Below are 26,880 nucleotides of genomic sequence, written 5' to 3' on the forward strand. Positions count from 1 at the left end.
AAAAAACAGCAGGCATTCAGGGTTTATCTTTTTATGACCTGCTGTTTTCAATTGGAATTAATGCGTTATTATCTAAAAATCTCTTCTTCTGAATACTCTTGTCGCCAGGACATTTGGAATCAGCATCCAAATCACCAAGGCTATTCCCGCAATAACCACTCCATACCCGCTGGAGAAGAATTGCTGGAAAAAAGCTCCAGTATAGCCCATCAGGGCCGAGATATCCAATTGCATCAACATGAGAATTCTACCCAAATCCACGGGATTGAGAAGCACCATAGCGAGTGTGGCTTTTTCTAAGGGGTAATCCGCGAAGCTATAAATGACATACAAAACCAGCCCATCATAAACCAACGAGAAGTAAATCCATAAGGCCAAACTTGCTCCCACGGCCTTGGCCTTATCACGGGTCAACACACTTGCCAAAAAGGCAAATCCTGCAAAGACCACACTTAGAATCACTCCAACACTCAGCAGAGTAATCAAGCTGCTGTCCGCTCCCCAGATCAACATCGGAAGGCCAAATCCAATGACCAAAGACAAGCTCAACATCACTACCACAGCTAACAACTGGCTCACAAATACATGAAAACGCTTGACCGGCTGGGCCAGCATCAGTTCGATAAACTCGAGATTGTTATAAAAATGGGTAGTAGCAAAAACGGCTGCAATCAGTGGGATAAACAGCACCATGATATTCATCAAACTCAGGGACACCTTGCTTAGGTCGTCCGATACCTGATAGATCGACACCGCCACTAACGCGAGAAAAAGCGTGTAAATCAATGCGAATCTGGACTTGAGGATGTCGTAAAGGGCGTATTTCAATAACTTAAACATGGCTCAATTGTGGATTAGTTGTCTTTTTTTTTAAGGTCCATTGCATCAGTTTGGCAATAGCTGGAGAAAACCGGCTTTCTCCGGTAAGCTCCTTCAGTTCTTCAATGGTGTCCGAGAAGAATACTTCGCCTTCGAAAATATAAATGGCTCTATTGGTTAGCTCCTCCAGATCACTAAGGATGTGTGAAGTGATCAGAATCAACTTACCGTTTTTCCGTTCTTTTTTGATTTTGGTTTTCAAAACCTCCACTGCGATAGGATCCAGTCCGGCGGTAGGCTCATCGAGAATCAAGACCTCTGGATCGAATAAAAAGGCCAAAGCGGCAGACACCTTTTGTCGGGTACCACCGGAAAGCGTCCCCAAGGCCTTGTTTTTCATTTCCTCCAAGCCAAAGCTTTCATAAAGCTCCAAATCAAAGGAGTCAACTTCCGGACGGATGTCCTTCATCATTGAAAATAGCTGGCCGATCTTCATATTGGCCGGATAGTGCCCAATCTGGGGCATGTAGCCAATCTTTTTTCGATAGGACACATTTCCTTTGACAGATTGTCCCCCCACAGTAATCTCTCCGCTGTCTGGGATCACCATCCCTAAAATCGTTTTGATCAGCGTAGTCTTCCCTGAGCCATTAGGCCCCATCAAGGCGTAGCTGTTGCCGAATTCAAACTCCAGATTGAAGTCCTTCAAAACCTGAAGCTTACCGAATCGCTTGGATATATTCTTAACTGAAATCATAAGGGCGCATTTTAGGTGAGTGATCGATCATTTCGTCGGGAGTCATGGTAGGCAGGATTTTCTCCATCCTATCCAAAAGCGTGACCATAAAACTCCTCCACAGCATGACTGAGGCAGGGATTTTTTCGACAATGACACTGTATAGATTGATCGGACGGAAGGGAACATCCCCGATCGTGTCCCGATTGAGGTCATAGCCCTCGTACTTGTCCCAGTAATTTTCTTTTAGGGTGTTCAGCACCAGATTGCCGTTGGTACTGAGGTCAAAGGTGTTGTTTGAAAAATTATTGGCCTGAAAAAGATTCTGATCGCAGGAAGCCATCAGCTTCAGTGCCCAGCCATTGTCCCGGAAAGTATTCTTTTTGAATTCAATCCGACTACTGCCCTCCATATAGATCCCAACGGTATTTTTCTGGAAGGTATTTCCAGTTACTTCAGAATCTGAAATGTCCTTAAGCAAAATTCCATAGGAGCTGCTACCCCAGTTTTCTTCGAATCGGTTGTCTACCATGGTAACATTTTTGGTGTACATGACGGCGACCCCAGCCCCATTTCTCCGAAAAGTGTTTTTTCGGTAGGTATTGTCATGGGCAAACATGAAGTGAAGCCCATAGCGCATATTACCTTGGATCAAGTTTTCCTGGACTTCTGTATCTGTGACAAACTCAAGATAAATCCCATCCCGGTGTCCGGAGACTTGGTTGTTTTCAATCAGGTTGTTGTTGCACTTCCAAAGGTGTATCCCATTTCCTACCTCAAACTCTCTGACCGCAGAGGCTCTTACCTCATTGTTTCTTATGGTCATTCCTGAGGAATTTGAGAAATGGAGCCCAAAGAAAGTCTCCTCTAAAATGTTGTTTTCAATGGTGCAGTTTTTGGAATCAAAAAACTTGATGGCAGCAGAATCATCCATGTTTGATTTGCCGGTATTGATAAATTTAAATCCCCGGATGAGCACATTATCCGCTGCTACCAGAAAGATATTACCCTTCCCTTGTCCATCCATGACAGGATGATTTTCACCAAGGAGAGAGAGTGATTTTCTGATAACCAGACCTGTGACAGGATAAGTCCCTGAAGTAAAAACTAGGGTGTCTCCGGCAACGGATTTGTCAATGAGTTTTTGGAGAGAATCCGAAGGTTTCACTCTGATTTTAGCTGCATACAAGTGGCTTTCCAAAGCAAAGAAGGAAAATATCAGCAGCAGAATTATGCCGTGCTTTTTCATGATTTGGGGATTAGGATTCATTTAAATTGGGTGGTCAATTCACCCCAAGCAAGGTATACTCCCCCGTTTTTCACTTTGTAATCCTTCAAGAGATTATAGTCAGGAAAGGCCACAATATTCGATGCCATAGGGGTTTGGATTTGGTCTGACTTTAAAAAGAAGGCAAAATTCACATCCAATAAAACTCCGGGATTGAGGTAGTCCATAACCAAGACATGCTTGAAGACTTGTAATTTTCCTTCCTCAGACTCCATATATCCAAGCATGCAATTGACATCGTCGAAGATGAAAATCTTGCCTTTTTCAGTGACCAACTCAGCTCCAAACTTAGGATCCATCAAGGTCATCTTGCAATGGTGACAGGCATCTTGTCCGAGCACGATAGGTCTAGGATCAGAGCTGCATGCTGACAGTACAAGAAGAGAAAATAATGCAATCAGATATCGGTTCATAGCAATGGGTATTTAATGTTTGTCAGGTGTGTTTTGGTGCTCCTTTTCCTTTCCAATCCAGGAAAAGAGCAAGCATCAGCAGGCCAACTCCTCCCATGAGTATCCAGCTGCCGGTATCCGGACCGGAATAAGCGAGGAAGTTGAGTAGCTGTTTGTAACCTATCAAAGGAGGCTGATAACTCATCCCTTCCACTTTGATGGCCGCCTTAGGGTCCAACTCGTGCCCGTATTCATAGCCCCATCGATACATATCCACCAAGATGGCTATTCCAAAGAGGGTCAAAAGACTCAAGAAAGAATAGAGGGACCATTTTTTTCCAATCAGGAAAAACACCAGTCCTAACCCGATCATGGCTCCTATGACATACTTGAGGTAAATGAATTCAGGAAACATTTCCACCCCGATATGCTTCATTCCGATGTAGTGATTGACCCCATTGATCTGGTCTACATTGCCGCTGAGATGGTCGATCCAGATTTTCATATTTAAGCCCTCAGGATACTGAGGAGCCCAAAGGCTGATCTGCCAAAGTGGAGTAAAGTAGGCCGGAATGAGGGTAAAGACGGCTAGGAGAAGCAGGATACGGCTGGAAGTACTGAGCTTTTTCATGAGATGATGGGAAGTGTCGCCGAGACCAGGCTTGATCCCGGCGACAGGTTTATTTATTGAGCTTCGCCTGTGGAGTATTTCAGAGGCACATTGGAGCCTTTGGGTGATACTCTCAGGTAGCCTTGCATCTCCTGGTGCAAGGCTGAACAGAAGTCTGTGCAGTAGAAGGGATAAACCCCTACTCTATCCGGAACCCACTTCAGCGTGGAAGTCTCTCCCGGCATGATCAGCAATTCGGCCGTGTTGGCACCTTTTATCGCAAATCCATGAGGCACATCCCAGTCTTGCTCGAGGTTGGTCACGTGGAAGTACACTTCATCCCCCACAAAGACCCCTTCAATATTATCCGGTCTGAAATTGGAGCGGATTGAAGTCATGTAGACGTGAACCTCATTACCTTTTCGCTCCACCCGGGCGTCATTGACTCCTTTGAGAGCATATGGACTATGATTTTTCTCAATCGGATAGAATTTCACCTGTCGGTCTTTGATCAGTGAGGCCGGGAAAGATTCTGCATAGTGAGGCTCACCGATAGTAGGGAAATCCAAAAGGAGCTGCATTTTATCTCCTGAGATATCGTAAAGCTGAGCAGAGTGCGCTAACTCAGGTCCTGTGGGCAAATAGCGGTCTTTAGTAATCTTATTGTAAGCAACCATGTATTTGCCATGAGGCTTACCGGTAGGTCCTCCGGGGATCATCAAGTGACCTACAGAATAGTAAGTGGGTACCCGATCCAGAACTTGCAAGGATTCAATGTTCCATTTTACAATCTCTGAGGACACAAACATGGAGGTGTAGGCATTTCCTTTTCCATCAAACTCGGTGTGCAAAGGACCCAATCCTGGCTTTTCAACCTCCCCGTGCAAGACAGATTCATATTTCAAAACAGGCATGCCGTTGATATCACCTTCAAAATCTTTATTCTCAATTGCAGCCAGCATTTTGGTAAAGGAAAAGACTGGGATGATCGCCGCCAACTTGCCAGAGCCAATGATGTATTCCCCAGTAGGGTCAGTATCTGTACCGTGGGGAGACTTGGGACAAGGGATGAAATACACGATGTCTTTCAGCACTTCAGGATCCAAAGTCAATACTTCTTCTTTGATCACGGAAGTCGCTGAGTGAGTTTCTTCATCCCACTTGTTGTGTGCATACCGGACCTTTTTCTTGGTACCTTGGCCTGCTTTCACATACTCTTCTGCCTTTTTCCAGTTGACCGCCATGATAAAGTCCTTGTCCTTTTGGGAAGCATTTACTTCCAAAAGTGTATGAGCCATTTCGGTATTGTAGGTAGAGAAGAAGAACCAGCCGTGAGATTTGTTTTTACCGGCTCTAGCCAGGTCAAAGTTGAACGGAGGAGCTTCTATCTGGAAAGAAAGATCCATTTCCCCAGTCTCCTGATTTACGCCGATAAAGGAGATATAGCCTTTGAAATTGTCTTTGTAAGAATCAATGGAAACGTCCTGATTATCCCCCACCGGCACAGAAAATCGGGTACCAGCTACCACATACTCTGTGTTTTGGGTAATAAAGGGAGAAGAGTGATTGCCTGCAGAATTAGGGATTTCAATGATCTCCACTGTTTTGAATGAATTCAAATCCACCCTTGCAATCCGCGGAGTGTTATTTGCATTTCCAAAAGCCCACCTAGCATCATGTTCTGCATTGGTCGTGGAAATAGCAATATGGTGTAAATCATCCCAGGGTACGAAGCCCAGGGAAGTGTTGAGCATGGGCTTGGATTGTTCAGAATATCCCCAGCCGTTTTCCGGGTGAACGGAAAAAACAGGGAGAATTTTTAATACACGTCCGGAAGGGAGCCCTACCACAGACATTTGACCATTAAATCCACCAGAGATGATATTGTAAAACTCATCGTGCTGACCTGGTGCTACATAGACCTTCGAAGCCGCATCGCCTGTGATGGCGCTTTGGGCTCCTTTGGGCTTACATCCGGGTGCTAGAGCTGCAGCCATCAGGCCTGCAGCAAGTAGCAATTTTTGTGTGTTCATTTGGATTATAGTTTAACTGGGTTATTTCACAGCAGCGTCACGCTGACCGGCTTTTTCTTCGTCGTTTTTTCGCATAAACTCAAGGATACCTCTTGCATCGTCTAGGGAGATATTCTGATTAGGCATTCTGGTGAGACATTCCTCCAAAAGCTTCTGTGCTTCGGGATCCTGATCGAGCATGACATCCACATTGGTAATCATGTTCATGATCCATTCTGGGCGTCTGCGGTTGGTCACTCCCTGAAAACCGGGACCGACTAATCTCTTGTCATTCAATTGGTGGCAGGCAGTGCACTTCATGTCCACAATTGCTTTACCTTGATCTGCCAAGGAGGCGTCTATTCCCGCACCCAAGTCCACTTGTTTGATTTCTCCGATTCCTTTGGGATCAGCAGTAGGTACAGGTGCTTCTGAAGCCGAGGCACCAGAATCGGAAGTGGAGGACTGGGAGTCAGTTCCGCCTCCACATGAGGTCAGGAGCATCGCTACGATGCCCATAGACCAGATCATCGCTTTTTTCATAGTTTGGGATTTGTTTTGATTTGGTATTTGGGGAAAGGATATTGGAGTATCTGAATGGATCCTCTGAATTGCATGGCTAAGCATGGCAAGAGAAAGACCGATAGGAAATAGGATAGAAAGAAGAAATAAGCCGAGGTGATACCAAGAGAGGTAGCCCAGTTTGAACCATACCATGGTCCCTTGACCAAAGAGCAAAAGTTCTGTTCCCAAAAAGGCAATAGCCACAAGGTTCCAGGCAATTTTTGTGAGTAGAGTCTGGGGAATACGACGCTCCGCAATAGCCAAACCTGTAATTCCAAAACTCATAGCCCCGAGAAGAACCAGGTGAAGGAACCCGATCACATACATTCGAATGGTGTAGGATATGACTGCTACTTCAGGTAGGACCAAGAGGATTTGGAGAAATCCCTTGGCTATCAAGCTGAAGATAGACAGCTTGAACATCCAGAAAACAAATCTACCCACCGGGAGCAAGGGAAGAATTTTCCATAGCTTACTTAGGACAATGAAGTAAGCAAAAGCCTGAATCGTCACTGCCAGAGAATTAATCCAGAAAAACACAGGGCTGGGTTCGGCCCAAGTAATTACCAAGGCATAGGTAAGGAATACTGAGACCAATAAAACAGCTCGCTGAGTACTAGATATTAGGATCTGAATACCTTTTTTTTCAGCAAAAAAAACCAATAGACCAAGTGTACCTAATACAAACCAAGCATTAAGCTGGAAGTGCAAAAACCACTGGATCGTCATGAAATACAACTCATGCATCCTTCCTAAAGTGACTGTAACAGGTCCTAAAGCCCAAAGCCCGAGCGTAGAAATCAAATACCCTAGGATGGCATAGCGAAGTAGTCGAATTCCAGAACTTTTGACTTGGATTTTCAAAACCCGCCAAAACCGATAAATCAAACCATAAGAAACCACTACAAACAAAGTCGAAAAGCTGATGCTTATCGCTCCGTATCCCTGAACAGGAAAGGAAAGTAACATTCCAATCAGGGAGATCAAGAGCAGGATCATTAGCCAACCATACTTTTTGGAAAGATTTACCCGATTATCCACCGAAAAAATCATCCCTCCCATCAGCATCATAAATCCCCAACCCAACAAGGCTATATGGGAATGGGCGTGTAGAATGTACCGATATTCCAAGACTGGGATTTCTGTCACATGAAATGCCCGCATCACCAAGCCCAAGATGGATGCCATCAGGAAAAATCCCAAGGCCCATCGGGTCCAGATCAAGGTAAACAAATCATTAGGTTCAGAAACTCTCATCGCTTGGATTTTTTAAGTCTTTATAATTAGGAATTTAGATCAGCATACAGCACTTGGGCTTTTGGAAAAAGCAGGTTGTTTTCCAGATGAATATGGGTATGGAGATCCTGCTCAAATTCATGCAGCATAGAGAAAGCTACCCGATAGGTCTGACAAGCATCGGCTGGAGGAGTATATCCTTGAGTCAATCTTTCGATTCTCCTGAACCGCTCCCCTTCTGTATCATGCTCCTCTTCCATCAGGTGAATGGGGTTTTGGATTGTGCCAAAGTGAGGTTTGGAAAGGGGAAAATTATTGTTTTTGGCATCCTCCATGGCCTTGATGTATGGGAAAAGTATAAATTCTTCCTTCTTCATGTGACTTGTCAAGGCATCCGCAGCCGAGAAAAATTCCTCCCGGATTGAGGCCAATTCCGGATGGCGAGGCCCATGAACCCGCTCTATCTTTTCCAAGTAAAATTTGAGCGCAGAAATGGTTTCCTCCACATATTTATGATGGACGCTTACTATATGGTCAATTAGCTGACCGAGCGTCATATCTCTATAAGGAGACTGGTCGGTCACTTTGAGAATGTCTTCCAGTTTTTCTACTACCTCATCTATATCCAACCCACGAGTCGAACAAGCATCACAGAGCCTGACAGCCCCTTTACAACAAAAGTCAATCCCATACTCGGTGAAGACTTTTGCCGTACGGAAATTTTCCGCTACGATTTTTCCTACTTTTCTTTCTGTAATTGCTTTCATTTTTTTAAGGATTATTTGATTCTTTTATCTTTAATTATTTAAAATTCAGGTTTTGAGAAAGCTCACTCCAGCCTGAATTCCCGAGGCCATATCCTGTAGGGAAGTAGTCATCATCATTCCGGTCAGGTGGTCACGAATTGCTTTGAATTTGTAATGCACAGCACATGGATGTTTTTCGGAGCACTCCTGAAGTCCCAGCGCACATCCAGTGAAAATCGAGTCTCCATCGACAACTTGGACAATTTTATAAAGGGGCGCTTTTCTCCCCTCTTCGCTTATTAGAAATCCTCCATTAGGTCCTTTCACAGAAAGGAGTAAATTTTCCCTTACCAGCATTTGCAATATTTTTCCAGTAAACGCCTCAGGAGAATTGACTGCAAAAGCTATTTCTTTAACTCCAGCCCGCTCCTTTCCCTCCGGAAGGGTAGCGAGGAAGACCATCGAATTGATTGCGTATTTACAAGCCTTGGAAAACATCTTCTGACGAGTTGATAGGCCAAAGCTAGAAAAAATAAATAAAGGATAAAAATATCCTGTAATATTTTTTTAATAAAAATTAATCCAACAAATGTGTCTTATCTGAAATATCGCGAATGATCTGATCAAGTTCTTCTGCTGACGAGTTTATGAACTTGAAAATCTCCTCTTTTTCTGATTCAATTATCTCCGGATCCTTTAAAAGGGAAATTAATCCCATCAAACGGGCAAGCGGGGCTCTGACTACATGAGACTGAATCCATGCAATTTCTCGAAGTAAAGTATTTTGGCTTTCTATTTTTCTTAAATAGGCTTTTTCAAGGGTCACATCTTTGGCAAGAACTAGCCGACTTTGGCTATTCCCCAATTTGATTGAAATAGAAGAAATTTCGACTTCCATTTTTTCTCCAGATTTCTTTTTATGAATAAATATTTTCCCCCGGATGTACCTATTTCTATCAGAAGCTTGGAGGTATTTCTGCAAGGTTTCTGCCTCCTCTTTTGGACGGAGGTCAAATATATCCAGTTCCAAAAATTCAGGTCTGGAGTAACCGTAATTTTTCTGTGCCGCAAGATTTACATCTAAAATGGAATAGGTTTTCTGGTCGTAAATCCACATTGGGATAGGACTATTTTGAAAGAGATCACTGTATTTAGTTTCGGATTCCTGGAGTTTTAAGAAAGATTCCTGAAGTTGGATCTGAGCTTCTTGCTGATTGGTAATGTCTATTCTGACTGCTAAAAATCTTTTTGCCTCGCCTTTGCTATTTTTCAGCGGTACTATTATGGTATCCACCCAATAATAAGTCCCATCTTTCCGCTTGTTTTTTAATACACCTCTCCACTCCTCCAAATTGAGAATCTTTCTCCAAAGCTGCTGGTAGAATTCTGCATTATGGAAGTCCGATTTATTGATTCTTGTGTGCTTTCCAATGAGCTCTTGGCGAGTGTAGCCAGATAGCTCACAGGTGCTGTCATTAACATATTCAATGTACCCTTCTCGATTAGTTATAATGATATTCGTTGAGGAGTCAAGGGCATTTCTAAATTCTTGCAGTCTCCTTAATGACTTTAAAAGTTTTCTTTTCAGGATATATTCCTTCTCCACAATTTGAACCGATCCAAATATCCGAAGAGCTTCTCCATTAGAATTTCGCTGAACAAAGGCCCGGTCCTTTACATGTACGTACTTGTTTTTATTGGTCAATAATCGATAAGCACCCTTCCAGATGAATTTATCAGGAATTTTAAGAAATTCCTCAAGTTGTTCATTTATACGTAGACTATCATTGGCATGAATCCTATTCCGCCAATCCTGAAAAGAAATTGGATTACCATTACATTGTGAACCAAAAATCCTCTTTGTACTTCCTTTAAGGATTATCTCATTCTCCTTCAAGTCTATTTCATAAATAACTTCCCGAGTAGCTTTTACTGCCAGTTCGAATCGAATATTTGCTTTTTCTAATTCCTGGATGAAACGGATTCGTTCTGTTACTTCATTTGCCAGCCCAACCACTTCACAAGGAATTCCATTTTTATCTAAGAGCGGTGCTAAGCTCACTCGGAGCCATCTCTTCTCTTTTCCTTCATTAAAATCCCAATCATAACTTACCTTTTCGCCCCTCAGACAATCTTCATAGGCTGTCCTGTGAATCTTGGCTTCTGCGGGACCGGTAAGTCCGTCGACTTTTATACCCAATGCCCTCTCTGGGTTAAACTGAAAAGATTTTAGAAGATTCCCATGAAATCCGGTAAAACGCAAATTCTTGTCCAACGTAAAAACTAATCCATCAATATTATTTACCAGATTCAAAAATCTATGCTGCGAAAAAAAGGAGGACTTTTCTGCCAAAACTTCCTGAGTATGGTCTATTAAAACAGCATCCCAACAATATCCATCTTTCTCTTTTCTAACGGCCCAGGTTCCTCTTAAATATTTTATGTTTTGAAGATCGATAGTCAATTCCAAAAGACAAGAAAAAATCAACCCATCAGACTTCGACTGATTTAACTTTAATTCAAGATTTACACGACTTTCTAAAGAAAGATGCTGCCAAAAATAATCCTGAGTTTTAACTATCTCCTCTGAAGAAAATCCCCAGTAATTGATGCAAGAATTGTTGATGTAGTTTATTTGATAGCCAATTCGGGAAGATTTCATTTCTAGAACAAGGCCCGGAATACAAGAAGTAATCATCTCAATTTTTCGAGTTCTTTCATGAGACTCTGTGATATCCTGAAAAGACCCAAAAACTTTGATCACTTTGCTTCCATTAAAAAAGGCCTCACCCATAGCCCTTACCCGTTTCTTGTTGCCTTTCAGATCATAAAAATCAAACTCTCCATCAAATGGCTCTCCTTTTTTTATACACGTATCGAATAATATCCGAATCTTTTCTCTTGAATACCCTTCGGCATAAAAATTAATCGCCTCATCGACAACCAAATTTTCACTAGATAAAATGCCGTGAATAATTTTAGTCTGCGGGTCATGGATGAGCTTTTGGGATTCCACATCATAGCTCCAAAAACCAAGCTTGGCTAATTCAAGTGCCCTATTCCTTAGAATAGAGAAACTTTCATTTTCAGGAATTATGGTAATGGTCCAAACCAATTCTCCCCCAGGAAGGGACTCACTCGCTAACCTAATTTTTTCATCATTGGAAAATAATTCAGAAAAATGATTGGTAGTGACAGTCCAATGATCCTTATTAATTGAAGGAAAAAACTCCTTGAGACTTTTGGATAATACTTGGTCTTCTTCAACACCAAAAAAACATAAAAACACCCGGTTACATTGGATGATTTGAAGATCAGAATGAGTGATGACCAAAGGTACATGAATATACTCGATCCATTGGAATGCTGCGGAGGACTTCATCTTGACTGGTGAATAGGTCATCTTAATTAATTTGAGGATGTTACAAGTGTCAATCCTATTCCTTTAGCTAGACTTTTATTTTCTAGGAAATTCTAATAGACAATTAATTCCTGATCCTACTAATTCACAAAAAGAGCAATACCAAGGAATTGATTTTCAAAATTCTTAGAACACATCTTCTGACGAGTTGATAGGCCAAAGCTAGAAAAAATAAATAAAGGATAAAAATATCCTGTAATATTTTTTTATAAACTTTCTAGTACTAGTTTTACGACATGAAAATTTAAATCAGGTCATGCACTTCCGATCCCTATCTTTTATTTTCCCCATGGTCCCTCTGGGAGTGATCCTAGGAATAACAGGTGGTTGGCTGAGACTGGGGATTGAATGGGTGGCGATACCTGATGCATCCACCTATCATGGCCTGATTATGACCGGAGGCTTTCTCGGCACCTTGATTTCTTTGGAAAGAGCCATGGTCATGTCCAAAAAAATCTGGTTGCTCATTCCCCTGCTCTCGGGATTTTCCAGTATTGCCTTTTTGATGGGAAATTCTGATGCAGGATTGCTTTTGCTGATGGTCGGTTCCTTGGGTCTCAGCTTGATCATGCACCTGCAAACTCTGAAGCACCCAAAATTCCACTCAGCGCTGCTCTATGGAGGATCGGTTTGCTGGTTTATCGGGAATTTTCTTACCTGGAACAGCGGACTGATCGCCGCAGGCAGCACTTGGTGGATGGCATTTCTGCTATTTACCATCGTCGGAGAGCGGCTGGAATTAAGTCAGTTTTTACCTGTCCCATCTTGGTCCAAAAATGCCTTAAAATCACTGCTTGCGCTTTTTACCTTGGGTCTTATCCTACCTTTTCACGGATGGGGAAAAGAAATCATGGGGGTTTCCGTCCTTTTGATAGCGATTTGGCTCCTCGTCTTTGACATGGCCAAGGTAGCTTCCAAAACTCCAGGGAAATTCCGCTACATAGGAGTGGGATTAAGGGTAGGATATGTCTGGTTGGCCCTCAATGGCCTGATTCTACTTAGCATGGGAAATCATGTCCTCTTTTATGATCTTATGCTGCACACCTTCTTTTTGGGATTTGTATTTTCCATGATTTGGGCCCATGCCCCTATCATTTTCCCAATCATCCTTGGCATTCGCGAGAGTCCGTATCATCCCCTGCTTTGGTTTTCATGGGTAGCTTTCCAAATCAGCCTTTTGGGAAGAATTCTCCTCAGTATTCTGGAGATTTATGAGCTTCGCAAATATTTTGGTGTCGTCAATGGATATCTGATTCTGATCCAATTCCTTCTCATGGCAGGTATTGGATTTTGGAAAATCAGGCATGGGCAATTAGCTGGTAATCCAAGTCACAAAGCCCAAATGAAAAACGTGTCAAATTTGCAATCCGGTGACTAAAAATTGGACACATATCGCCCTCATTTTTCTCATCCTGCTCAACGGAATGGGATACACTGTGATTCAAGTTCAGTTTTTGATGGATCGAGAGCAAATCACAGCCCTCTATTGTATCAATAAAGATCAACCTGAACTTCAATGCCAAGGCAAATGTGAATTAGGCAAGCGGCTGAACGAAGCTAAAAATCATCAGGATAATTCGACCGATATCACATTAGAAGAGCTTCATTTAACCTTTTTAAAAGAGAAAAGGGAAGTTTGGACCAGCCAATTTGCTGTATTGAACTTTAATATTACGAATACACCCACTACCAAAAACTCCAAATTATTCGATTTGGAAATTGACTTTTTCCATCCTCCCCAAAGCTGATTTTTCTGTAGATAAAAATCAGGAAGAACCTGATTATGGACTCAAGTCCTCATTGATTATCCAACTCAAATACTATGAAAAAGCTCATTTCGCCAGCTTCAGGGATATTTCTTGCCCTCATTCTGGCATTTCAATCACTCACTTCATCCTTTGCTCAGGATAAAAAAAGCATCCAGATTATTGATCAATCCACTTTTGAGGGTATTCCGGGCGTGACCTATCGCTATGGTTTCCAAAAAGGAGTCTCAGATGATAAGGGAATCATCTATTTGTTGACTGACGAAGAAACTTGGCTCTATCTTAGCCATCTCAGCTACGGTAGTTGGACCTTGGATCCGACAGAAGTTGCCAATGCCATCCAAAACGGAAAAATCACCAGAAAGGAGGAAATCCACGGACTCCAGCCGGTCTCGGTCATTGCGCTCAAAATGACTCAAGAAAAGGATAAAAAACTCCTTATTTCAGATCAAGAAAGGCTTCATCATGACGCAGGTGCAATTCTGGGTTTGGACCCGGTAGTTTCAGGAATTCGCAAAAGCAGCAGCTTTGGCTTTGACCCGGTCATGCGTGGATTTAAATACGATCAACTCAATATCGTAGTCAACGGACTCCAGTCAGCCAATGCAGCCTGCCCCAACAGGATGGACCCTCCCACATCTCAAATCGCCCTCAACCGGATTAGGGAGGTAGAAATCCTTAAGGGCCCCCATGCTCTTCGTTACGGTATCGGCCTTGGTGGCACCATCAATTACCTTCAAGAATCCCCAGCATTCACATCCACTCCTGGAGTCTATGGAAAAGTCTCCTCTCTGTATGAATCCAATGGAGACGTATGGAGAAATGACTCGAGAGTCGGTTTTCAGGGAGCAAAATATGATGTTGGGATTCTGGGGAGTTATTCGAAAGGAAATGATTACCTCGATGGCGATGGTAAGCCGATTCCTGCCAACTTCCAACGAGGAACTTTAGGTTTATACGCTGATCTAGAAGTAAGCCAAAAAGATCTGGTCCAGCTCACTATCAATCGGAATTTTGCCCGAGATGTGGATTTCCCATCCCTAGGTATGGATCTAAGGACTGATGATACTTGGATGGGAAGTATCAAGCATACAAGAACTTTTTATGGGAAACCATTGACCCAATGGACCAACTCCCTGTATTTCACTAAGGTGGATCACCTGATGGACAACCTACTGCGTGAACCTAGAATGGCGGATGCTTCTACCCCAGCCATCACCCAGAATTGGGGATTCCGAACTGAAGGCGAATGGAAATTTTCCCAAGGGAAGCTTTATGCCGGGGTAGATTTCAAAGAAGAATCAGCAGACGGGACCAGAACCCGTGTCATAACCATGGGACCAATGGCTGGAAAAGTATTCTTTGACAATCTTTGGCAAGACTCTCAAATCCGAAAAACAGGAGTTTTTGCCAATTACCTAATACCAATTGGCGGAACTGTCCTCACTGCATCCGGCCGTTTGGAAGTAAATCAAGCAGTAGCTAACAATCCTGCAGAGGAATTTGCCCAGTTACATCCGGAAATGGAAAATACCCAGCTCAACCCAGGAATCAGCATTGGAGCTCAGCGGGATTTGGGAAAGGCATTTTCCCTTGGGATATGGGCCGCAAGTGTACGAAGAAGCGGAAGCCTCTTGGAGAGGTACATCAACTATCTCGCTGTGGGTTTGGACCCTTGGGAATTGGTGGGTGACCCTCAGATCAAACCCGAAAACAACCATGAAATCGATGTGGTATTGAGCTACGGTCGAGAAAGAATCTCACTTGAGCTTACCCTGTTTGGAGCTTACATGAACGACTTTATTTCTTCAGTCAAAACTGACCTCAAGCCCAGGCTTACCACCAGCCCAGGAGTACGGCAATATGTCAATGTGGATGAAGCAATGAAAGCCGGCTTTGAGCTCAATTTCAAACAAAATCTGAGCGATAGACTCATTCATACCTTGGGAATTGCTTATACCTATGGAAACGATCTAGTCTTGGACGCACCTCTTCCTGAAATCGCCCCCTTGGATTTACGCTACGGGATCAGAGGAAATTTCTTACAGGGCAAACTGAGTACTGGACTTAACCTGAGACATGTGCTGACGCAAGAGCGGGTTTCAGAAGCCTTTGGAGAGGGTTCCACTCCTGGGTTTACGTTGTTGGATTTGGATGCTAGCTATCCGATCGGAAAGATGATCTTGGTCAAGGGAGGAGTTCAAAACCTACTGGACGAAACCTATTATGAACACTTGACCAGACCTATAGGCATGGATAAAACCCCAATGTATGCCCCAGGGAGAAACATCTTCTTTATGGTAAGCTTGAAGTTTCCCTGAGTTTGATCCTCCTAAGCAAGACAGTCTCAAAAATAAAATTTAGCACTCGGAGCGAGGTAGAAATGTATTCCAGATTTTTGGAAATGGCCTTAGACTCCGATCATCTTTCCCCTTCGGCTATTGGCAAATTCATCAAGGTCGAAGGGGAAAGCTGACAAAGGAATGATTCAGATTCCTTGCTTTTTTAATCGTGTCTTACTCCTTCCACCACTTTGAAAATATGCAGAAATGCCGGAAAAATGGCATCAATTGACTCTGCTGCCCCTTTGGTCGAGCCGGGAATCGCCAAGACCATCATTTCTCCCAGTTGGCCAGCTACAGATCGGGAAAGCATCGCAAAGGGAGTCCGTTGCTGTCCATAGTTCCGAATAGCCTCCTCAATTCCTGGGATTCTTCGGTCCAGAATTTCTTCCAAAGCATCAGGAGTAACATCTCTTGGTGATAAGCCTGTCCCTCCGGTAAAAATAAGCAGATCAAGGTTTTGTTCTTGATACGATTTGGCTTGCTTCTGGATCAAATCAAAATCATCCGGAATTATCTCCTTTTGGGTAACCTGAACTCCCCAATCCGTTAATTTTTTGCGGATCACTTCTCCGGCTACATCCTCGCCTTTCCCGGCGGATATGGTATCCGAACACACCACTATAGCAGCCTGAATCACCCGTCCGGGCTTGCCTTGACGGTCTGATTTCCCTCCTCTTTTTTCCACCAGCTTGATCTGTTCTATACTCACTCCTTTATCGATAGGCTTGAGCATGTCATACATGGTCAAAGCCACCACAGAAGCTGCGTGCATGGCCTCGACTTCTACTCCTGTCTTGTAAATTGTATGGATTTCCACTAGAACCTTTACCTCCATTTCCTCTACTTCATAGCTTACAGAAGTGAATTCGATAGGCAGAGGATGACAATCCGGAATCATGTCCGCAGTCCGCTTGGCAGCAAAAAGTCCGGCAACTCTAGCACATTCCAAAACATCGCCTTTTGGGACAGCTTTATTCTTTATAGCCTGAATGGTTTCAGGCTTGCTTACTTTGACGATAGCTTGTGCGATTGCCTTTCGAAGGGTGGTACTTTTTGGGGTAATGTCAACCATTTAGGAAGGATTTAGTCGCTTGCAAGTTACCATATCCTGAATAAAATCCTTGAGATGCTCGATCTCCACATGGTCCATCAGCACGATTTTATACCATTGATTGGTCTCATCGTGGGTTTGTGGGACCAAGTTATATTTATGGGCCAATGATTCCGGCACACACTCGGAGCGGATCGTCACAATGTTCATTTCCGGCTCACGAAAATAGATCACCCCCAACTGATCCAATTGCTTGCAGAGCCAGTTGGTGCGCATCTTGATTACTGAAATCTTTTCAAACCACTTGTGAGGACCATAGGTAGTCAATATCACCCAAACAGCCACAGCATTGGCACCCGATCGACTGCCGCAAAGGGTCAAGTCCATCCCCTCCACATATTTTGCTTCTGATGTCAGTACATTTTCAATCAACCCTTTTCTGCAGACGAATATCCCGGTACCATAAGGTGCCTGAAGCATTTTATGCGCATCGATAGTGATCGAGGAAATATCCGGATTGGTGAAGTTGATTTGGTTTTCGAAGTCTCCAAATGGATAGACAAACCCTCCATATGCTCCATCTATATGCATGCGGAAAGGCAGTTGATATTCATGAAGGATATCAGTAAAAACCTTGGGATCATCTACTGAACCAAACATGGTAGTTCCCATATTGGCTACTACGATAAAGTACTTTTTACCTTGCTGAAGGCTTGATTTCACTGCATCTTTCACGGCCTTTGGGCTTACTTCTCTGGTATCCGGATCTACGGGGACTTTTATCCAGTCAATCATCAGTAGGTTGGCTGCCTTTGGAATAGAATAGTGCGTATCCTCTGAAGCCAAGATGGCTATATCCTCCAATTTTGCCCCTAGCTTTTTGAGAAATTCATTTCTATAAATCCAGAGTGCTTGGGCGTTGGCTTCAGTGCCTCCGGGAGAAATATACCCGTCAAACTGACCTTCTTCAATTTTGAATAAATCCACTGCCATCATATTCAAAACTTCTCGCTCAATAGCCTGGGTACCTTTAAAGGCGTATTCTGAGGTCCCAAAAGTATGGCAACCGATATGATTGGGATTGGCGATATAGGTACTCAGGACGGGCATTTCTCGGAGAAAAAGAGACTCGTTGGTAAAGACTTTCTCGTCCAATCGGGATGCTGGATAGCCCAAATTGGCATCTTTGGAAAAATCCACATTGTCTTTTAGGGCTTGCTGCACCCTAGCCAATCGCTCATCGGCTGTTAGCTTTTTCCAATATTTCATCTCAATTATCATCTTCTTTGGGTTTAGAGTTCCAAAATACCAGTTCTTTTTTTAGCATTTCCTGATAGAAATCATCTTTGGATGATTCTATAACTATGCATTTCCTAATTGTCAAAAATGAAAACGTTTTAAATAAAATATAAAAGGATTGTTTTGTCTTTTTTTTAAATTTTATTAGATTTGGCTATCGAAAATCAATGAAGATTACCTAACCCTTTTGAATCCAAATCCAGCCCAATGAAAAAGTTGTTTTATCACCCCATCCTCTTTGTAGCTCTGACTGCCCTTTCCTGTGGCGGTCAGAGTACAAACCACACCGCCAATCTAGCTGGCCTAGCCCCCGGTCCCGGACAATCTGCTGTTATGGACGATGTCTCTAACCCAAATGTGGTACAAGTAGCCGTTGGCTCACCTGATCACAGTACCCTTGTGGCAGCATTGAAAGCCGCCGACTACGTGGATGCCTTGACAAATGTGGGCCCATTTACAGTATTTGCGCCGACCAACACTGCATTTGATGCACTTCCTGCGGGCACATTGGATGATCTGGTCAAACCGGAAAATCAACGACAATTAAGAGACATTCTAGAGTATCACGTCCTATTGGGCGTGTACAAACCCGGTGATTTCGTCAACGGGAGAAATTTGGGAACTGCTGATGGCCGGTCTGTTACAGTAGCTTTGGCAGAAGATGGAACAGTCACCATCAATGGTGCCAAAATCGTAGGAACAGTATCCGCTTCTAACGGAATCATCCATGTCGTAGACCAAGTCTTGATACCAAAATAGATAGATGGGTTAATGGTTTGTTATGGTTTTTTTAAGAAAAGCCGGAGTTATGTGACTTCCGGCTTTTTTCATTTGAGCATAGCCTAGTATATTACAGACAAAATTATCCGCTATGTTTTCCCAAGCCTCCAAGTACGCGATCAAAGCGATCATCTATGTATGGACTCAAAGTCTTGAGGACAAAAAAGTTGGAGCCAAGGAAATTGCCCCAAAAATTGATGCTCCGGAGGCTTTTACTGCTAAAATTCTCCAAACTTTATCGAAGGCAAAAATCATCAGTTCGACCAAAGGTCCAAATGGTGGATTTTACGTCAATGAAACCCATGCCAAGTATACCCTCAAAGACGTGGTCAAATGCATGGATGGCGATCACTTATTTTCCGGTTGTAGCCTCGGCTTACCCAAATGCTCAGAAAAAAATCCATGCCCTCTCCACTCAGAAGTAGTAAAAGTAAGACAGGACTTGGATAGAATGCTCACTTCCAAAAGCCTAAAGCTTTTAGCCATTGAAGTAATCAAAGGAGAAACCAGACTTTCGGATATCGCTTAAAAGCCCAAAAGAAAATTTCCTTTGGGCTCAGATTTCATTGTCTATCAGTTTATTGACCTCTTACTTTTTATTTCCTCGGCCCTTTCCTTACTGATTCCCCAAACTTTTCCTTCCAGAGCATCATCGAGCAGGCGATCGATATAGCCATTGCTGATCTCATTGCTGTCTTTGTACTTTATTCTCAACTCATCCAATCGCCGATGAAGATCTGCCCTCACCTCTGCGTAAGCAGGATCCTCGTAGACATTTTTTAATTCCTGAGGATCCTTGACCCGATCGATCAGCTCCCAATAATCTTGGGTGAAATAATAGTGAACCAGCTTGTAATCTTGGGTCACAATTGCGTAGTGCCGATTGACCATATGCTCCGCAGGATACTCGTAATAATGGTAGTACACAGCATCCCTAGTCCACTTCTCAGTGTTTCCGGTCAATACCGGAAGCAAACTCTCCCCTTGCATATCGGCCGGGGCAGGAATGCCCGCAGCTTCCAAAAAGGTCTGGGCAAAGTCTAAATTCTGCACCAAGGCATCTGATTTAGTATTTGCCTTTACCTTTCCAGGCCAAGCAACCAGCAAAGGAGTTTTGAAACTTTCATCGTACACAAATCGCTTATCGTACCAGCCATGCTCACCAAGGTAAAACCCTTGATCCGATGTGTAAACGATGATGGTGTTTTCCATCAGATTATTGGCTTCCAGGTAATCCAAAAGCCGCCCGACATTTTCATCGACTGCTTTGATGGTACCAAGATAATCCTGCATATAGCGCTGATATTTCCATCTCATCAGATCCTCTTGACTAATGTTGGGATAGTTTCGGATAAATTCCTCACTGATAGGATCGTAGTATTTTTTGAAATTTTCCGCTTGTGAAGGGGTAAATCGGTTCATCTGTCCATTAAACCGACTGGTATCATAGCCTCCCACATCAGCAATTCCCAATTGCTTCAATACATCCGGCCGAAGCTTATTGTCCCCTGACCAGCCCATGTGAGTGAGAATATTCATCTCCGCTTCCGCTGCTGCGGGACGGGTCGAGTAGTCATCAAAAAGGGTAGCCGGCTCCGGGAAAGTCTTTTGGGTAAATTCCTCCATGTGCCGCTCTGCCATCAGCCAGGGACGATGAGGAGACTTATGCAGATACATGAGGAGGAAAGGTTGATCCTTCTTCCTTTCTTTGTCTAACCAGTCCAAGGTCATGTCTGTGACGATATCTGTCACATAGCCTTCCACCCTGATGTTTCCTTCGTTTTTGGTAATAAAATCGGGGTTGTAATAGGAACCTTGTCCTGGCAAAATCTTGAATTGATCAAAGCCTTTGGGATTGTTGCCAAAATGCAATTTCCCAAACATGGCCGTCTGATAGCCCGCCTGCTGCATCAGCTGGGGAAAGGTCACATTGGTCGTGTCAAAAGGAAAATGGTTGTCGATTTTCCCATTGAGATGGGAATGCTTCCCGGTCAAGATCGTCGCCCGACTCGGTGCACAGATTGAATTGGTTACCGAAGCTTGGGTGAAAAGCATGCCCATTTTGGCAATTCGGTCGATGTTCGGGGTTTCTATCAGGGTATTGTCATAGGCCGAAATAGCCTGATAGGCATGATCATCCGACATAATGAAAATGATATTCGGCCGATCGGATTTACTTTCCTCTTTAGGCTGACATGAATACGATGCCAGACCTACCAATCCAATTATCCAAAATCTTAACAAGGACTTCATAGGCATAGGAGATAAATTAATTGGCTTTTTCTTTTTTTCTATCCTCGAAAATCTTGTTCAGAAGATCCTTGTCTTTGCCACCAGCATAGGACTTATTTTCCTCCAGGTAATCCAGGTATTCATTCAAATACCGCTGAGAAATCTGTGAGTTATCACCGTACTTATTCCTTAAGCCTTCCAGTCGAGCATGGAGATCTTTTCTGATTTCGGCATAAGCCGGGTCGTCGTAGGCATTGGTGAGCTCCTGAGGATCTTTGATCCGGTCGATCAGCTCCCATTCATCCGTGTCAAAATAATAATGGACCAGCTTGTATTCCTTGGTCACGATCGCATAGTGTCGTTTGACCATGTGGACCGAAGGATACTCGTAATAATGGTAATACACCGCATCCCGGGTCCACTTTTCGGTATTTCCGGTAAGCAAAGGAATCAGGCTTTCTCCCTGCATATCGGTTGGGGCGGGAATTCCCGCTGCTTCCAAAAAAGTCTGCGCAAAATCGAGGTTCTGCACCATTTCATTGGATTTGGATCCGGGAGCCACTTTTCCGGGCCAGGCTACCAAAAGGGGCGTTTTGAAGCTTTCGTCATAGATAAATCGCTTGTCAAACCAGCCATGCTCTCCCAGATAAAAGCCCTGATCTGAAGTATAAACGATGATGGTGTTTTCCATCAGGCCATTTTGCTCCAGATAATCCAGGACCCGTCCCACGTTTTCGTCCACAGCCTTGATCGTGCCCAGATAATCCTGCATGTAGCGCTGATATCGCCATTTCATCTTTTCCTCCTCAGTCATGCTGGGGTATCTCTTTTTGAAATCCTCATTGATCGGCTGGTAATATTGATCCCAAACGGCTCGCTGAGCGGGATTAAGCCGGCCCACTTCTCCTTCGAAAGCTGCCTTTCCCCAATTGGAAGTCTCCTCAATGCCCAACTCATCCATCACACTTGGATAAATCTTGGAATCACCTGCCCAATGCATGTCTTTCAAGAGGTTCATTTCTGCTTCATGGGCAGCTCTACCACGACCCGAATAATCGTCAAAAATTGTTGCCGGCTCAGGGAAGGTTCTGGTGGTGAATTCTGCTAAATGTCTTTCCGCTGGCAACCACTCCCTATGCGGAGCTTTGTGAAGGTAGAAAAGTAAAAAGGGATCATCTGCCTTTCGCTCATTTTGGAGCCAGTCCAAGGTCATATCCGTAATGATGTCCGTCACATAGCCCTCCACTTGGATACTCCCCTCATTCTTGGTGATGAAATCCGGATTGTAATATTTGCCCTGACCCGGGAGAATTTTAAACTGATCAAATCCTTTGGGATTATTGCCGAAATGCAGCTTTCCAAACATGGCCGTCTGATATCCTGCTTCCTGAAAAAGCTGGGGAAAAGTCACATTGGTTGTGTCAAAAGGAAAGTGATTGTCCACCTTGCCATTCAGATGGGAATGCTTCCCGGTCAGGATCGTAGCTCGACTTGGGGCACAGATGGAATTGGTCACCGTGGCATTGGTGAAGAGCATCCCCATTTTGGCGATCCGGTCAATATTTGGGGTCTCGATCAGATGATTGCTGTAAGCCGAAATGGCCTGGTAAGCATGGTCATCTGACATAATAAAAATGATGTTGGGACGGCTCGGGATTGCTTCTTGATCTTTTTTTTGGCAGGAACCCAAAGCGAGAAACAACCCAAAAAAGCCCATCAGACAAAATGTTCTCATAGTATATAGGAAATATGTAGTGGTTAAATTAGGCCTTTTCCCCCACTCACAGAAAAAAAATACAATCAATGGAAAAATAGCCTGACCAAAGCTCACTTCTCAACTTCATGTGATCAGCTTTTTCTTACCCTTTTATAGTTGGGATTCCATAATTCCGACCAGTCTGTTTCCAGAAAATTAGGCCCTGTGGTGATTTCCGAGTGGACAATTCCCGGATAGCCGGTATTCCACTCCATGAGTTGCATGGTATTGTTTTGATCCCAAATCACATCCCAACCAATAATTTCCATGGTGGCTTCCCGATCGTGTAGGTCCTCGCATCTACGTACCATCTGCTCAAAACCCGGAAGCTGAAGCCCTTCCCAAGCGATTTTGGAGTCAGGATGCTCTTGAGATAAGTTCCAGTCTGAATCCAAGGAATACCGATCCAACTTTCCAGATGGTGTCACTCCCACTACTAATCTGGAACTTGCCGTGACCCGATCAACTCCATCTCGTCCAAAACGCATAAAAGCCGCCATTTTTTTGGCAGCCTTGCCCCAAGGCTTTACAGTCGTGATTCGAAGTGTCGCGACACTGTCCCGTGAAAATCTGCCAAACCACTCATGCTGTTGAATAGGGCGTTGAATGACAAAATCCATCAATTTCCAATCTTCAAAATGATCAAAATCATCTGCATTGAGCCGGTAAAATCCCTCTCCACGCATAGAAGCATTTGTTTTGACGATAATTTGAGGTGTCTGTGAAAAGAAAAATTCCTTTGCTTGTGCCTTGGTCATGAGCTGGTTATTCACCCCCATCCAGCAACCTCTGACATAATAGCCCAAATCGGGCATATCATCAGCCTGTAAAATCCGCTTGGCCAGTTGCCGGAGATCACTGATGGTATTGTGAAAGCCATTGGTTCTTGGAAGGACATGCTGTTCAAAATAATTATCCGGAATCCAGCCTTCCTTAAACTCGCCCTGATAAACGGAATAAGCTTGGAGCATGGGAGCAAAACGAATCGACCCCAACTTTTCCTTGGCATAGGCATCTATCATCCGTTCTTGGAAAGCAGAGAGCCGATGCTCGGGATGAACCTTCAAAGTGGACCGGATTAATTTCTGCGCAATGACTTCTTGGTTTTTGGCTTGCTTCTGAAAATATCGATCTGCAGAAAATCCTTTAATCTGCTTTTTGAGAGTTTGAAAAAGGTGAGACATAGAACGCCAGTATGAAAACAATCAAAAATACCATTTTTATGATTCCAGCTTTTACTTGGAAAGTCCAATTTGAAAAAAAGCCAGTTCCGAAAATCGAAACTGGCTTTTGACTGCATTTCTTTAAAACTTCAATCCAAGTGTCAGGTAGAAAGTCCTTCCATCGGCAGGCATAATTCCCGGACCGGGATAGCCACCGGCCCTTCGAGTGAAGTACCGCTCATCAGTCAGGTTGTTTACCCCTGCCTTCAAGCTGTGCTGCTTCCACACATTCCAACTTGCAGAAAGGTCCTGAACTTGATACGCTGGAATCAGGCCTATGGTCGCTGCTGCATTAGGCGTGGCTGTGTTGGAAGCATCGGAGAAGGTCTCACTGATATCACTCATTTGCCAAGTCATGGAAAACTTGCCCAAGCTGTAAGTAGCTCCGAATCGGTTGATGTTTCTAGGAGCATTTTCTACTTGGTTTCCTGCTAGGTTTCGCTCAGAAATTTCACCATTATTCACTGAGGTAACCACAAAATCTTTGTAAGTCGCATTAATTACAGCCACTGAAGCAAAGAGGTGCAAGTATCCATATCTGGAACTTCCCACGAAGGCTGTGATCGGATCAAATTCCACATAACCCTCAAAGCCTTGGCTTACTGATCTACCCAAATTGGTTCGGAAGTTAAAAATGCTTCCATCGGTATTTACCTGAGCAATAGTCCCGATTCGGTTATCATAATTCAGGAAGAAATAGCTCAGGTCAAAGTTGAGGTAAGAGGAGATTTTTCCTCTGTAGCCAAAGTCAAAGTTATACCCTCTAGCGTCCTGTAAGTTGGGATCAATCACATCCGTAGTAGCCGGAGGAGTCAAATCTGAAATCAAGACCGGCCGGTAAGCTTGGGAGAAATTGGAGTAAAATTCCGTGGTTTTGCCCACATGGTACTCTGCACCCAGACCCAACAGGGCAAAAGTTCGAATTCGGGTCGCAGGGGTTAAAATTTGAGGATTTCCATTGCTCACATTGAGCTGACCTTCCATATTGGACTGAATATTTTCCAAACGAAGACCTGTAGTGAAAAGGAGTTTTTCATTGAAGCGAAGGACATTCTCTGCAAAGGCTGCCATATTTATGTTGGTGAAGTCCAGATTTCTTCTGAAATCTCCTTCAGCCACAGAAAAATCCATATCCGAACCGGTAGTCCCTGTACCCAATTGCTTTCGGTCAATAGCCCCGTTGAAGTAGCGAAGACCACTCACCAAAGTCTGTTCCTGACCAAACAGCTCGTAGTTGTGCTGCAATCTCAATTCGGTTCCGTAGGTGGTATAATAATCCCTGTCCACCTGTCTGTTGCTACCGTCATCCTCTTGGTTGATCGGTCTCATGAAGCCCACTGAATTTCTTTCTGCAAAAGTTCCAAAGGCCTTCCAGCTCAACTTGGTATTTGGAGACACCAAATATTCAGCAGAAAGCGAAGGGATAAACCACGGGGTATTGAACCAGTTTCTGCTACGGGTACTTTGCTGAGAATCCTGCTCAAACTGCGCGTCAGTCTGACCTCCGGGCTGCTGGGTTTCTGTAGTCATGTAGGTCATTTCATAGCCCAACTTCAGCCGATTGCTTGCTGCATAATTGACTTCCAGATGGGCGTGGTCAGTATTGAAAAATCCGTTTTCTCTCCAACCTTCCCCTCTTCTTTTTTGATAGTAAGCCGTGTAATTCCACTTTCCTTCAGTACCGCCCACATAGTTAAATGAGCTGAAAAGTCCATTGCTGCCTACTGTATTGATGGTCTCAGCAGTGAATCGCGTGGATTTGTCCGGCTTTCTCAGGACAAAATTCATCAAGCCTCCAAACTGAGGCCCATATTGCAATGAAGATGCACCACGGATAATCTGAATTTCCTCTACCACTTCCATTGGAGGAGTAAAATACGCCTCAGGATAGCCCATTGGGTCTGGGGTGATGTCGTATCCGTTCATGCGTACATTGAATTCCCAAGATCTATTGGGACTTAGACCTCTGGAAGCAACGCCAAGTTGGATCCCCGAACCGTCATTTTCCCAAATAGAAATACCCGGAGTCCTTCCGAAAATCTGCCGGCTGTTGTTCATGGCCAAGTTGGCATCGATCTCCGCTAGTTTGATCACTTCATTTTTCTTGCCTGCATTGATCTGAAAATCGCTGACTTCAGGCATATTTCCCTGACCCAAAATCCCCCGACTTGCCGAAATGCTAAATTCAGAAAGAAGATACTCATCTTCTGTAAGGGTGATGTCCAGTGTTTTGCTTTCTTTCTCTTCTATAGAGAAGGATCTCTCCTCAGATACAAAACCGACCAGGCTGACTACCAAGTCATAGTTTCCTGCAGGAAAATCCTTGATTTCAAAGCTACCCTGAAGATCGGTCTGCACACCCCTAACTGTCCCTTTCAACAACACAGAAGCTCCTGCCACAGGTGTACCTTTGGGATCCAAGACTATTCCTTCCACCTTGTTCTTTTGAGCCAAAGCCGAAAAAGAAAGGAAGAAAGCGAAGATCAAAACTCCGTAAAACGAACGCATATCTATATTTATTTGGATTTATTTTAAATAATAACACAAACGTACAACAGGGACGAATTGGATTCAAGACTTATCTAGAAAAAATCTAAATAAAAA

General features: G+C 43.7%; 21 protein-coding genes. 5 read left to right on the forward strand and 16 right to left on the reverse strand.

The features are described from left to right. Positions 1-72: 72 nt before the first annotated feature. The 10 genes from AAA938_RS09050 to AAA938_RS09095 form a co-directional block, all read right to left on the reverse strand. Positions 73-840: an ABC transporter permease subunit gene (locus AAA938_RS09050; RefSeq protein WP_338228352.1), complete on the reverse strand. Its 768-nt coding sequence runs from the start codon at positions 838-840 to the stop codon at positions 73-75. Then, entirely contained in the window at positions 833-1,576 is a 744-nt protein-coding gene (locus AAA938_RS09055) for an ABC transporter ATP-binding protein (RefSeq protein ID WP_338228354.1), read from the reverse strand. Before AAA938_RS09055 ends, AAA938_RS09050 begins: the two co-directional genes overlap by 8 nt. Then, positions 1,563-2,804: a nitrous oxide reductase family maturation protein NosD gene (locus AAA938_RS09060; RefSeq protein ID WP_338228355.1), complete on the reverse strand. Its 1,242-nt coding sequence runs from the start codon at positions 2,802-2,804 to the stop codon at positions 1,563-1,565. Before AAA938_RS09060 ends, AAA938_RS09055 begins: the two co-directional genes overlap by 14 nt. A gap of 17 nt (positions 2,805-2,821) precedes the next feature. Beyond that, on the reverse strand, positions 2,822-3,256 hold the full coding sequence (locus AAA938_RS09065; RefSeq protein WP_338228356.1) for a nitrous oxide reductase accessory protein NosL: 435 nt from the start codon (positions 3,254-3,256) through the stop codon (positions 2,822-2,824). A 22-nt stretch (positions 3,257-3,278) separates the two neighbouring features. Continuing rightward, a complete protein-coding gene (locus AAA938_RS09070) occupies positions 3,279-3,866 on the reverse strand; it encodes a hypothetical protein (protein ID WP_338228357.1) in 588 nt (195 codons plus the stop codon). Between the two features lie 53 nt (positions 3,867-3,919). Next, positions 3,920-5,878 (reverse strand): Sec-dependent nitrous-oxide reductase, encoded by a 1,959-nt coding sequence (gene nosZ, locus AAA938_RS09075; RefSeq protein ID WP_338228358.1) that lies wholly within the window; start codon positions 5,876-5,878, stop codon positions 3,920-3,922. Positions 5,879-5,899: 21 nt separating this feature from the next. Next, positions 5,900-7,678 (reverse strand): c-type cytochrome, encoded by a 1,779-nt coding sequence (locus tag AAA938_RS09080; protein WP_338228359.1) that lies wholly within the window; start codon positions 7,676-7,678, stop codon positions 5,900-5,902. 26 nt (positions 7,679-7,704) lie between these two features. Beyond that, positions 7,705-8,424, reverse strand: a complete 720-nt coding sequence (ric, locus tag AAA938_RS09085) for an iron-sulfur cluster repair di-iron protein (RefSeq protein WP_338228360.1) — start codon at positions 8,422-8,424, stop codon at positions 7,705-7,707. Positions 8,425-8,469: 45 nt separating this feature from the next. Then, positions 8,470-8,901 (reverse strand): RrF2 family transcriptional regulator, encoded by a 432-nt coding sequence (locus AAA938_RS09090; protein WP_338228361.1) that lies wholly within the window; start codon positions 8,899-8,901, stop codon positions 8,470-8,472. A gap of 79 nt (positions 8,902-8,980) precedes the next feature. After that, positions 8,981-11,806: a PAS domain-containing protein gene (locus tag AAA938_RS09095; protein ID WP_338228362.1), complete on the reverse strand. Its 2,826-nt coding sequence runs from the start codon at positions 11,804-11,806 to the stop codon at positions 8,981-8,983. Between the two features lie 274 nt (positions 11,807-12,080). On the opposite strand from AAA938_RS09095, the gene AAA938_RS09100 reads away from it, so the two are divergent. From AAA938_RS09100 to AAA938_RS09110, 3 genes are all read left to right on the forward strand, one after another. Continuing rightward, positions 12,081-13,202, forward strand: a complete 1,122-nt coding sequence (locus AAA938_RS09100; RefSeq protein ID WP_338228363.1) for a hypothetical protein — start codon at positions 12,081-12,083, stop codon at positions 13,200-13,202. After that, positions 13,195-13,572 carry a hypothetical protein gene (locus AAA938_RS09105; RefSeq protein WP_338228364.1) on the forward strand — a complete coding sequence of 126 codons (378 nt, stop codon included), beginning with the start codon at positions 13,195-13,197 and terminating at the stop codon, positions 13,570-13,572. Before AAA938_RS09100 ends, AAA938_RS09105 begins: the two co-directional genes overlap by 8 nt. 74 nt (positions 13,573-13,646) lie before the next feature. Next, positions 13,647-15,911 carry a TonB-dependent receptor domain-containing protein gene (locus AAA938_RS09110; protein WP_338228365.1) on the forward strand — a complete coding sequence of 755 codons (2,265 nt, stop codon included), beginning with the start codon at positions 13,647-13,649 and terminating at the stop codon, positions 15,909-15,911. A gap of 184 nt (positions 15,912-16,095) precedes the next feature. Here the strand turns inward: AAA938_RS09110 and moaCB are convergent, their stop codons facing one another. Continuing rightward, positions 16,096-17,007, reverse strand: a complete 912-nt coding sequence (gene moaCB, locus AAA938_RS09115; RefSeq protein ID WP_338228366.1) for a bifunctional molybdenum cofactor biosynthesis protein MoaC/MoaB — start codon at positions 17,005-17,007, stop codon at positions 16,096-16,098. After that, on the reverse strand, positions 17,008-18,267 hold the full coding sequence (locus AAA938_RS09120) for a pyridoxal phosphate-dependent decarboxylase family protein (RefSeq protein WP_338228367.1): 1,260 nt from the start codon (positions 18,265-18,267) through the stop codon (positions 17,008-17,010). Positions 18,268-18,492: 225 nt separating this feature from the next. Here AAA938_RS09120 and AAA938_RS09125 point away from each other — a divergent pair, with 225 nt between their 5' ends. Continuing rightward, positions 18,493-19,044, forward strand: a complete 552-nt coding sequence (locus AAA938_RS09125) for a fasciclin domain-containing protein (RefSeq protein ID WP_338228368.1) — start codon at positions 18,493-18,495, stop codon at positions 19,042-19,044. Between the two features lie 112 nt (positions 19,045-19,156). Continuing rightward, the gene (locus AAA938_RS09130) at positions 19,157-19,594 is read left to right on the forward strand and encodes an RrF2 family transcriptional regulator (protein ID WP_338228369.1); all 438 of its coding nucleotides are present in this window, start codon (positions 19,157-19,159) and stop codon (positions 19,592-19,594) included. 44 nt (positions 19,595-19,638) lie between these two features. Here the strand turns inward: AAA938_RS09130 and AAA938_RS09135 are convergent, their stop codons facing one another. From AAA938_RS09135 to AAA938_RS09150, 4 genes are all read right to left on the reverse strand, one after another. Further along, on the reverse strand, positions 19,639-21,318 hold the full coding sequence (locus AAA938_RS09135) for a sulfatase family protein (RefSeq protein ID WP_338228370.1): 1,680 nt from the start codon (positions 21,316-21,318) through the stop codon (positions 19,639-19,641). Between the two features lie 16 nt (positions 21,319-21,334). Further along, positions 21,335-23,032 (reverse strand): sulfatase family protein, encoded by a 1,698-nt coding sequence (locus tag AAA938_RS09140; protein WP_338228372.1) that lies wholly within the window; start codon positions 23,030-23,032, stop codon positions 21,335-21,337. 113 nt (positions 23,033-23,145) lie between these two features. Next, a complete protein-coding gene (locus AAA938_RS09145; protein WP_338228373.1) occupies positions 23,146-24,237 on the reverse strand; it encodes a sugar-transfer associated ATP-grasp domain-containing protein in 1,092 nt (363 codons plus the stop codon). Positions 24,238-24,357: 120 nt separating this feature from the next. Further along, positions 24,358-26,784: a TonB-dependent receptor domain-containing protein gene (locus AAA938_RS09150; RefSeq protein WP_338228374.1), complete on the reverse strand. Its 2,427-nt coding sequence runs from the start codon at positions 26,782-26,784 to the stop codon at positions 24,358-24,360. Positions 26,785-26,880: the final 96 nt, after the last annotated feature.

The organism is Algoriphagus taiwanensis (genome assembly GCF_036245645.1).
Classification (GTDB): domain Bacteria; phylum Bacteroidota; class Bacteroidia; order Cytophagales; family Cyclobacteriaceae; genus Algoriphagus; species Algoriphagus taiwanensis.

What these genes read in the sequence shown, in the direction of transcription:
- AAA938_RS09050 (WP_338228352.1), bottom strand. Translation starts at nt 840, where the DNA reads ATGTTTAAGTTATTGAAATACGCCCTTTACGACATCCTCAAGTCCAGA.
- AAA938_RS09055 (WP_338228354.1), bottom strand. Translation starts at nt 1,576, where the DNA reads ATGATTTCAGTTAAGAATATATCCAAGCGATTCGGTAAGCTTCAGGTT.
- AAA938_RS09060 (WP_338228355.1), bottom strand. Translation starts at nt 2,804, where the DNA reads ATGAAAAAGCACGGCATAATTCTGCTGCTGATATTTTCCTTCTTTGCT.
- AAA938_RS09065 (WP_338228356.1), bottom strand. Translation starts at nt 3,256, where the DNA reads ATGAACCGATATCTGATTGCATTATTTTCTCTTCTTGTACTGTCAGCA.
- AAA938_RS09070 (WP_338228357.1), bottom strand. Translation starts at nt 3,866, where the DNA reads ATGAAAAAGCTCAGTACTTCCAGCCGTATCCTGCTTCTCCTAGCCGTC.
- nosZ (WP_338228358.1), bottom strand. Translation starts at nt 5,878, where the DNA reads ATGAACACACAAAAATTGCTACTTGCTGCAGGCCTGATGGCTGCAGCT.
- AAA938_RS09080 (WP_338228359.1), bottom strand. Translation starts at nt 7,678, where the DNA reads ATGAGAGTTTCTGAACCTAATGATTTGTTTACCTTGATCTGGACCCGA.
- ric (WP_338228360.1), bottom strand. Translation starts at nt 8,424, where the DNA reads ATGAAAGCAATTACAGAAAGAAAAGTAGGAAAAATCGTAGCGGAAAAT.
- AAA938_RS09090 (WP_338228361.1), bottom strand. Translation starts at nt 8,901, where the DNA reads ATGTTTTCCAAGGCTTGTAAATACGCAATCAATTCGATGGTCTTCCTC.
- AAA938_RS09095 (WP_338228362.1), bottom strand. Translation starts at nt 11,806, where the DNA reads ATGACCTATTCACCAGTCAAGATGAAGTCCTCCGCAGCATTCCAATGG.
- AAA938_RS09100 (WP_338228363.1), top strand. Translation starts at nt 12,081, where the DNA reads ATGCACTTCCGATCCCTATCTTTTATTTTCCCCATGGTCCCTCTGGGA.
- AAA938_RS09110 (WP_338228365.1), top strand. Translation starts at nt 13,647, where the DNA reads ATGAAAAAGCTCATTTCGCCAGCTTCAGGGATATTTCTTGCCCTCATT.
- moaCB (WP_338228366.1), bottom strand. Translation starts at nt 17,007, where the DNA reads ATGGTTGACATTACCCCAAAAAGTACCACCCTTCGAAAGGCAATCGCA.
- AAA938_RS09120 (WP_338228367.1), bottom strand. Translation starts at nt 18,267, where the DNA reads ATGATAATTGAGATGAAATATTGGAAAAAGCTAACAGCCGATGAGCGA.
- AAA938_RS09125 (WP_338228368.1), top strand. Translation starts at nt 18,493, where the DNA reads ATGAAAAAGTTGTTTTATCACCCCATCCTCTTTGTAGCTCTGACTGCC.
- AAA938_RS09130 (WP_338228369.1), top strand. Translation starts at nt 19,157, where the DNA reads ATGTTTTCCCAAGCCTCCAAGTACGCGATCAAAGCGATCATCTATGTA.
- AAA938_RS09135 (WP_338228370.1), bottom strand. Translation starts at nt 21,318, where the DNA reads ATGAAGTCCTTGTTAAGATTTTGGATAATTGGATTGGTAGGTCTGGCA.
- AAA938_RS09140 (WP_338228372.1), bottom strand. Translation starts at nt 23,032, where the DNA reads ATGAGAACATTTTGTCTGATGGGCTTTTTTGGGTTGTTTCTCGCTTTG.
- AAA938_RS09145 (WP_338228373.1), bottom strand. Translation starts at nt 24,237, where the DNA reads ATGTCTCACCTTTTTCAAACTCTCAAAAAGCAGATTAAAGGATTTTCT.
- AAA938_RS09150 (WP_338228374.1), bottom strand. Translation starts at nt 26,784, where the DNA reads ATGCGTTCGTTTTACGGAGTTTTGATCTTCGCTTTCTTCCTTTCTTTT.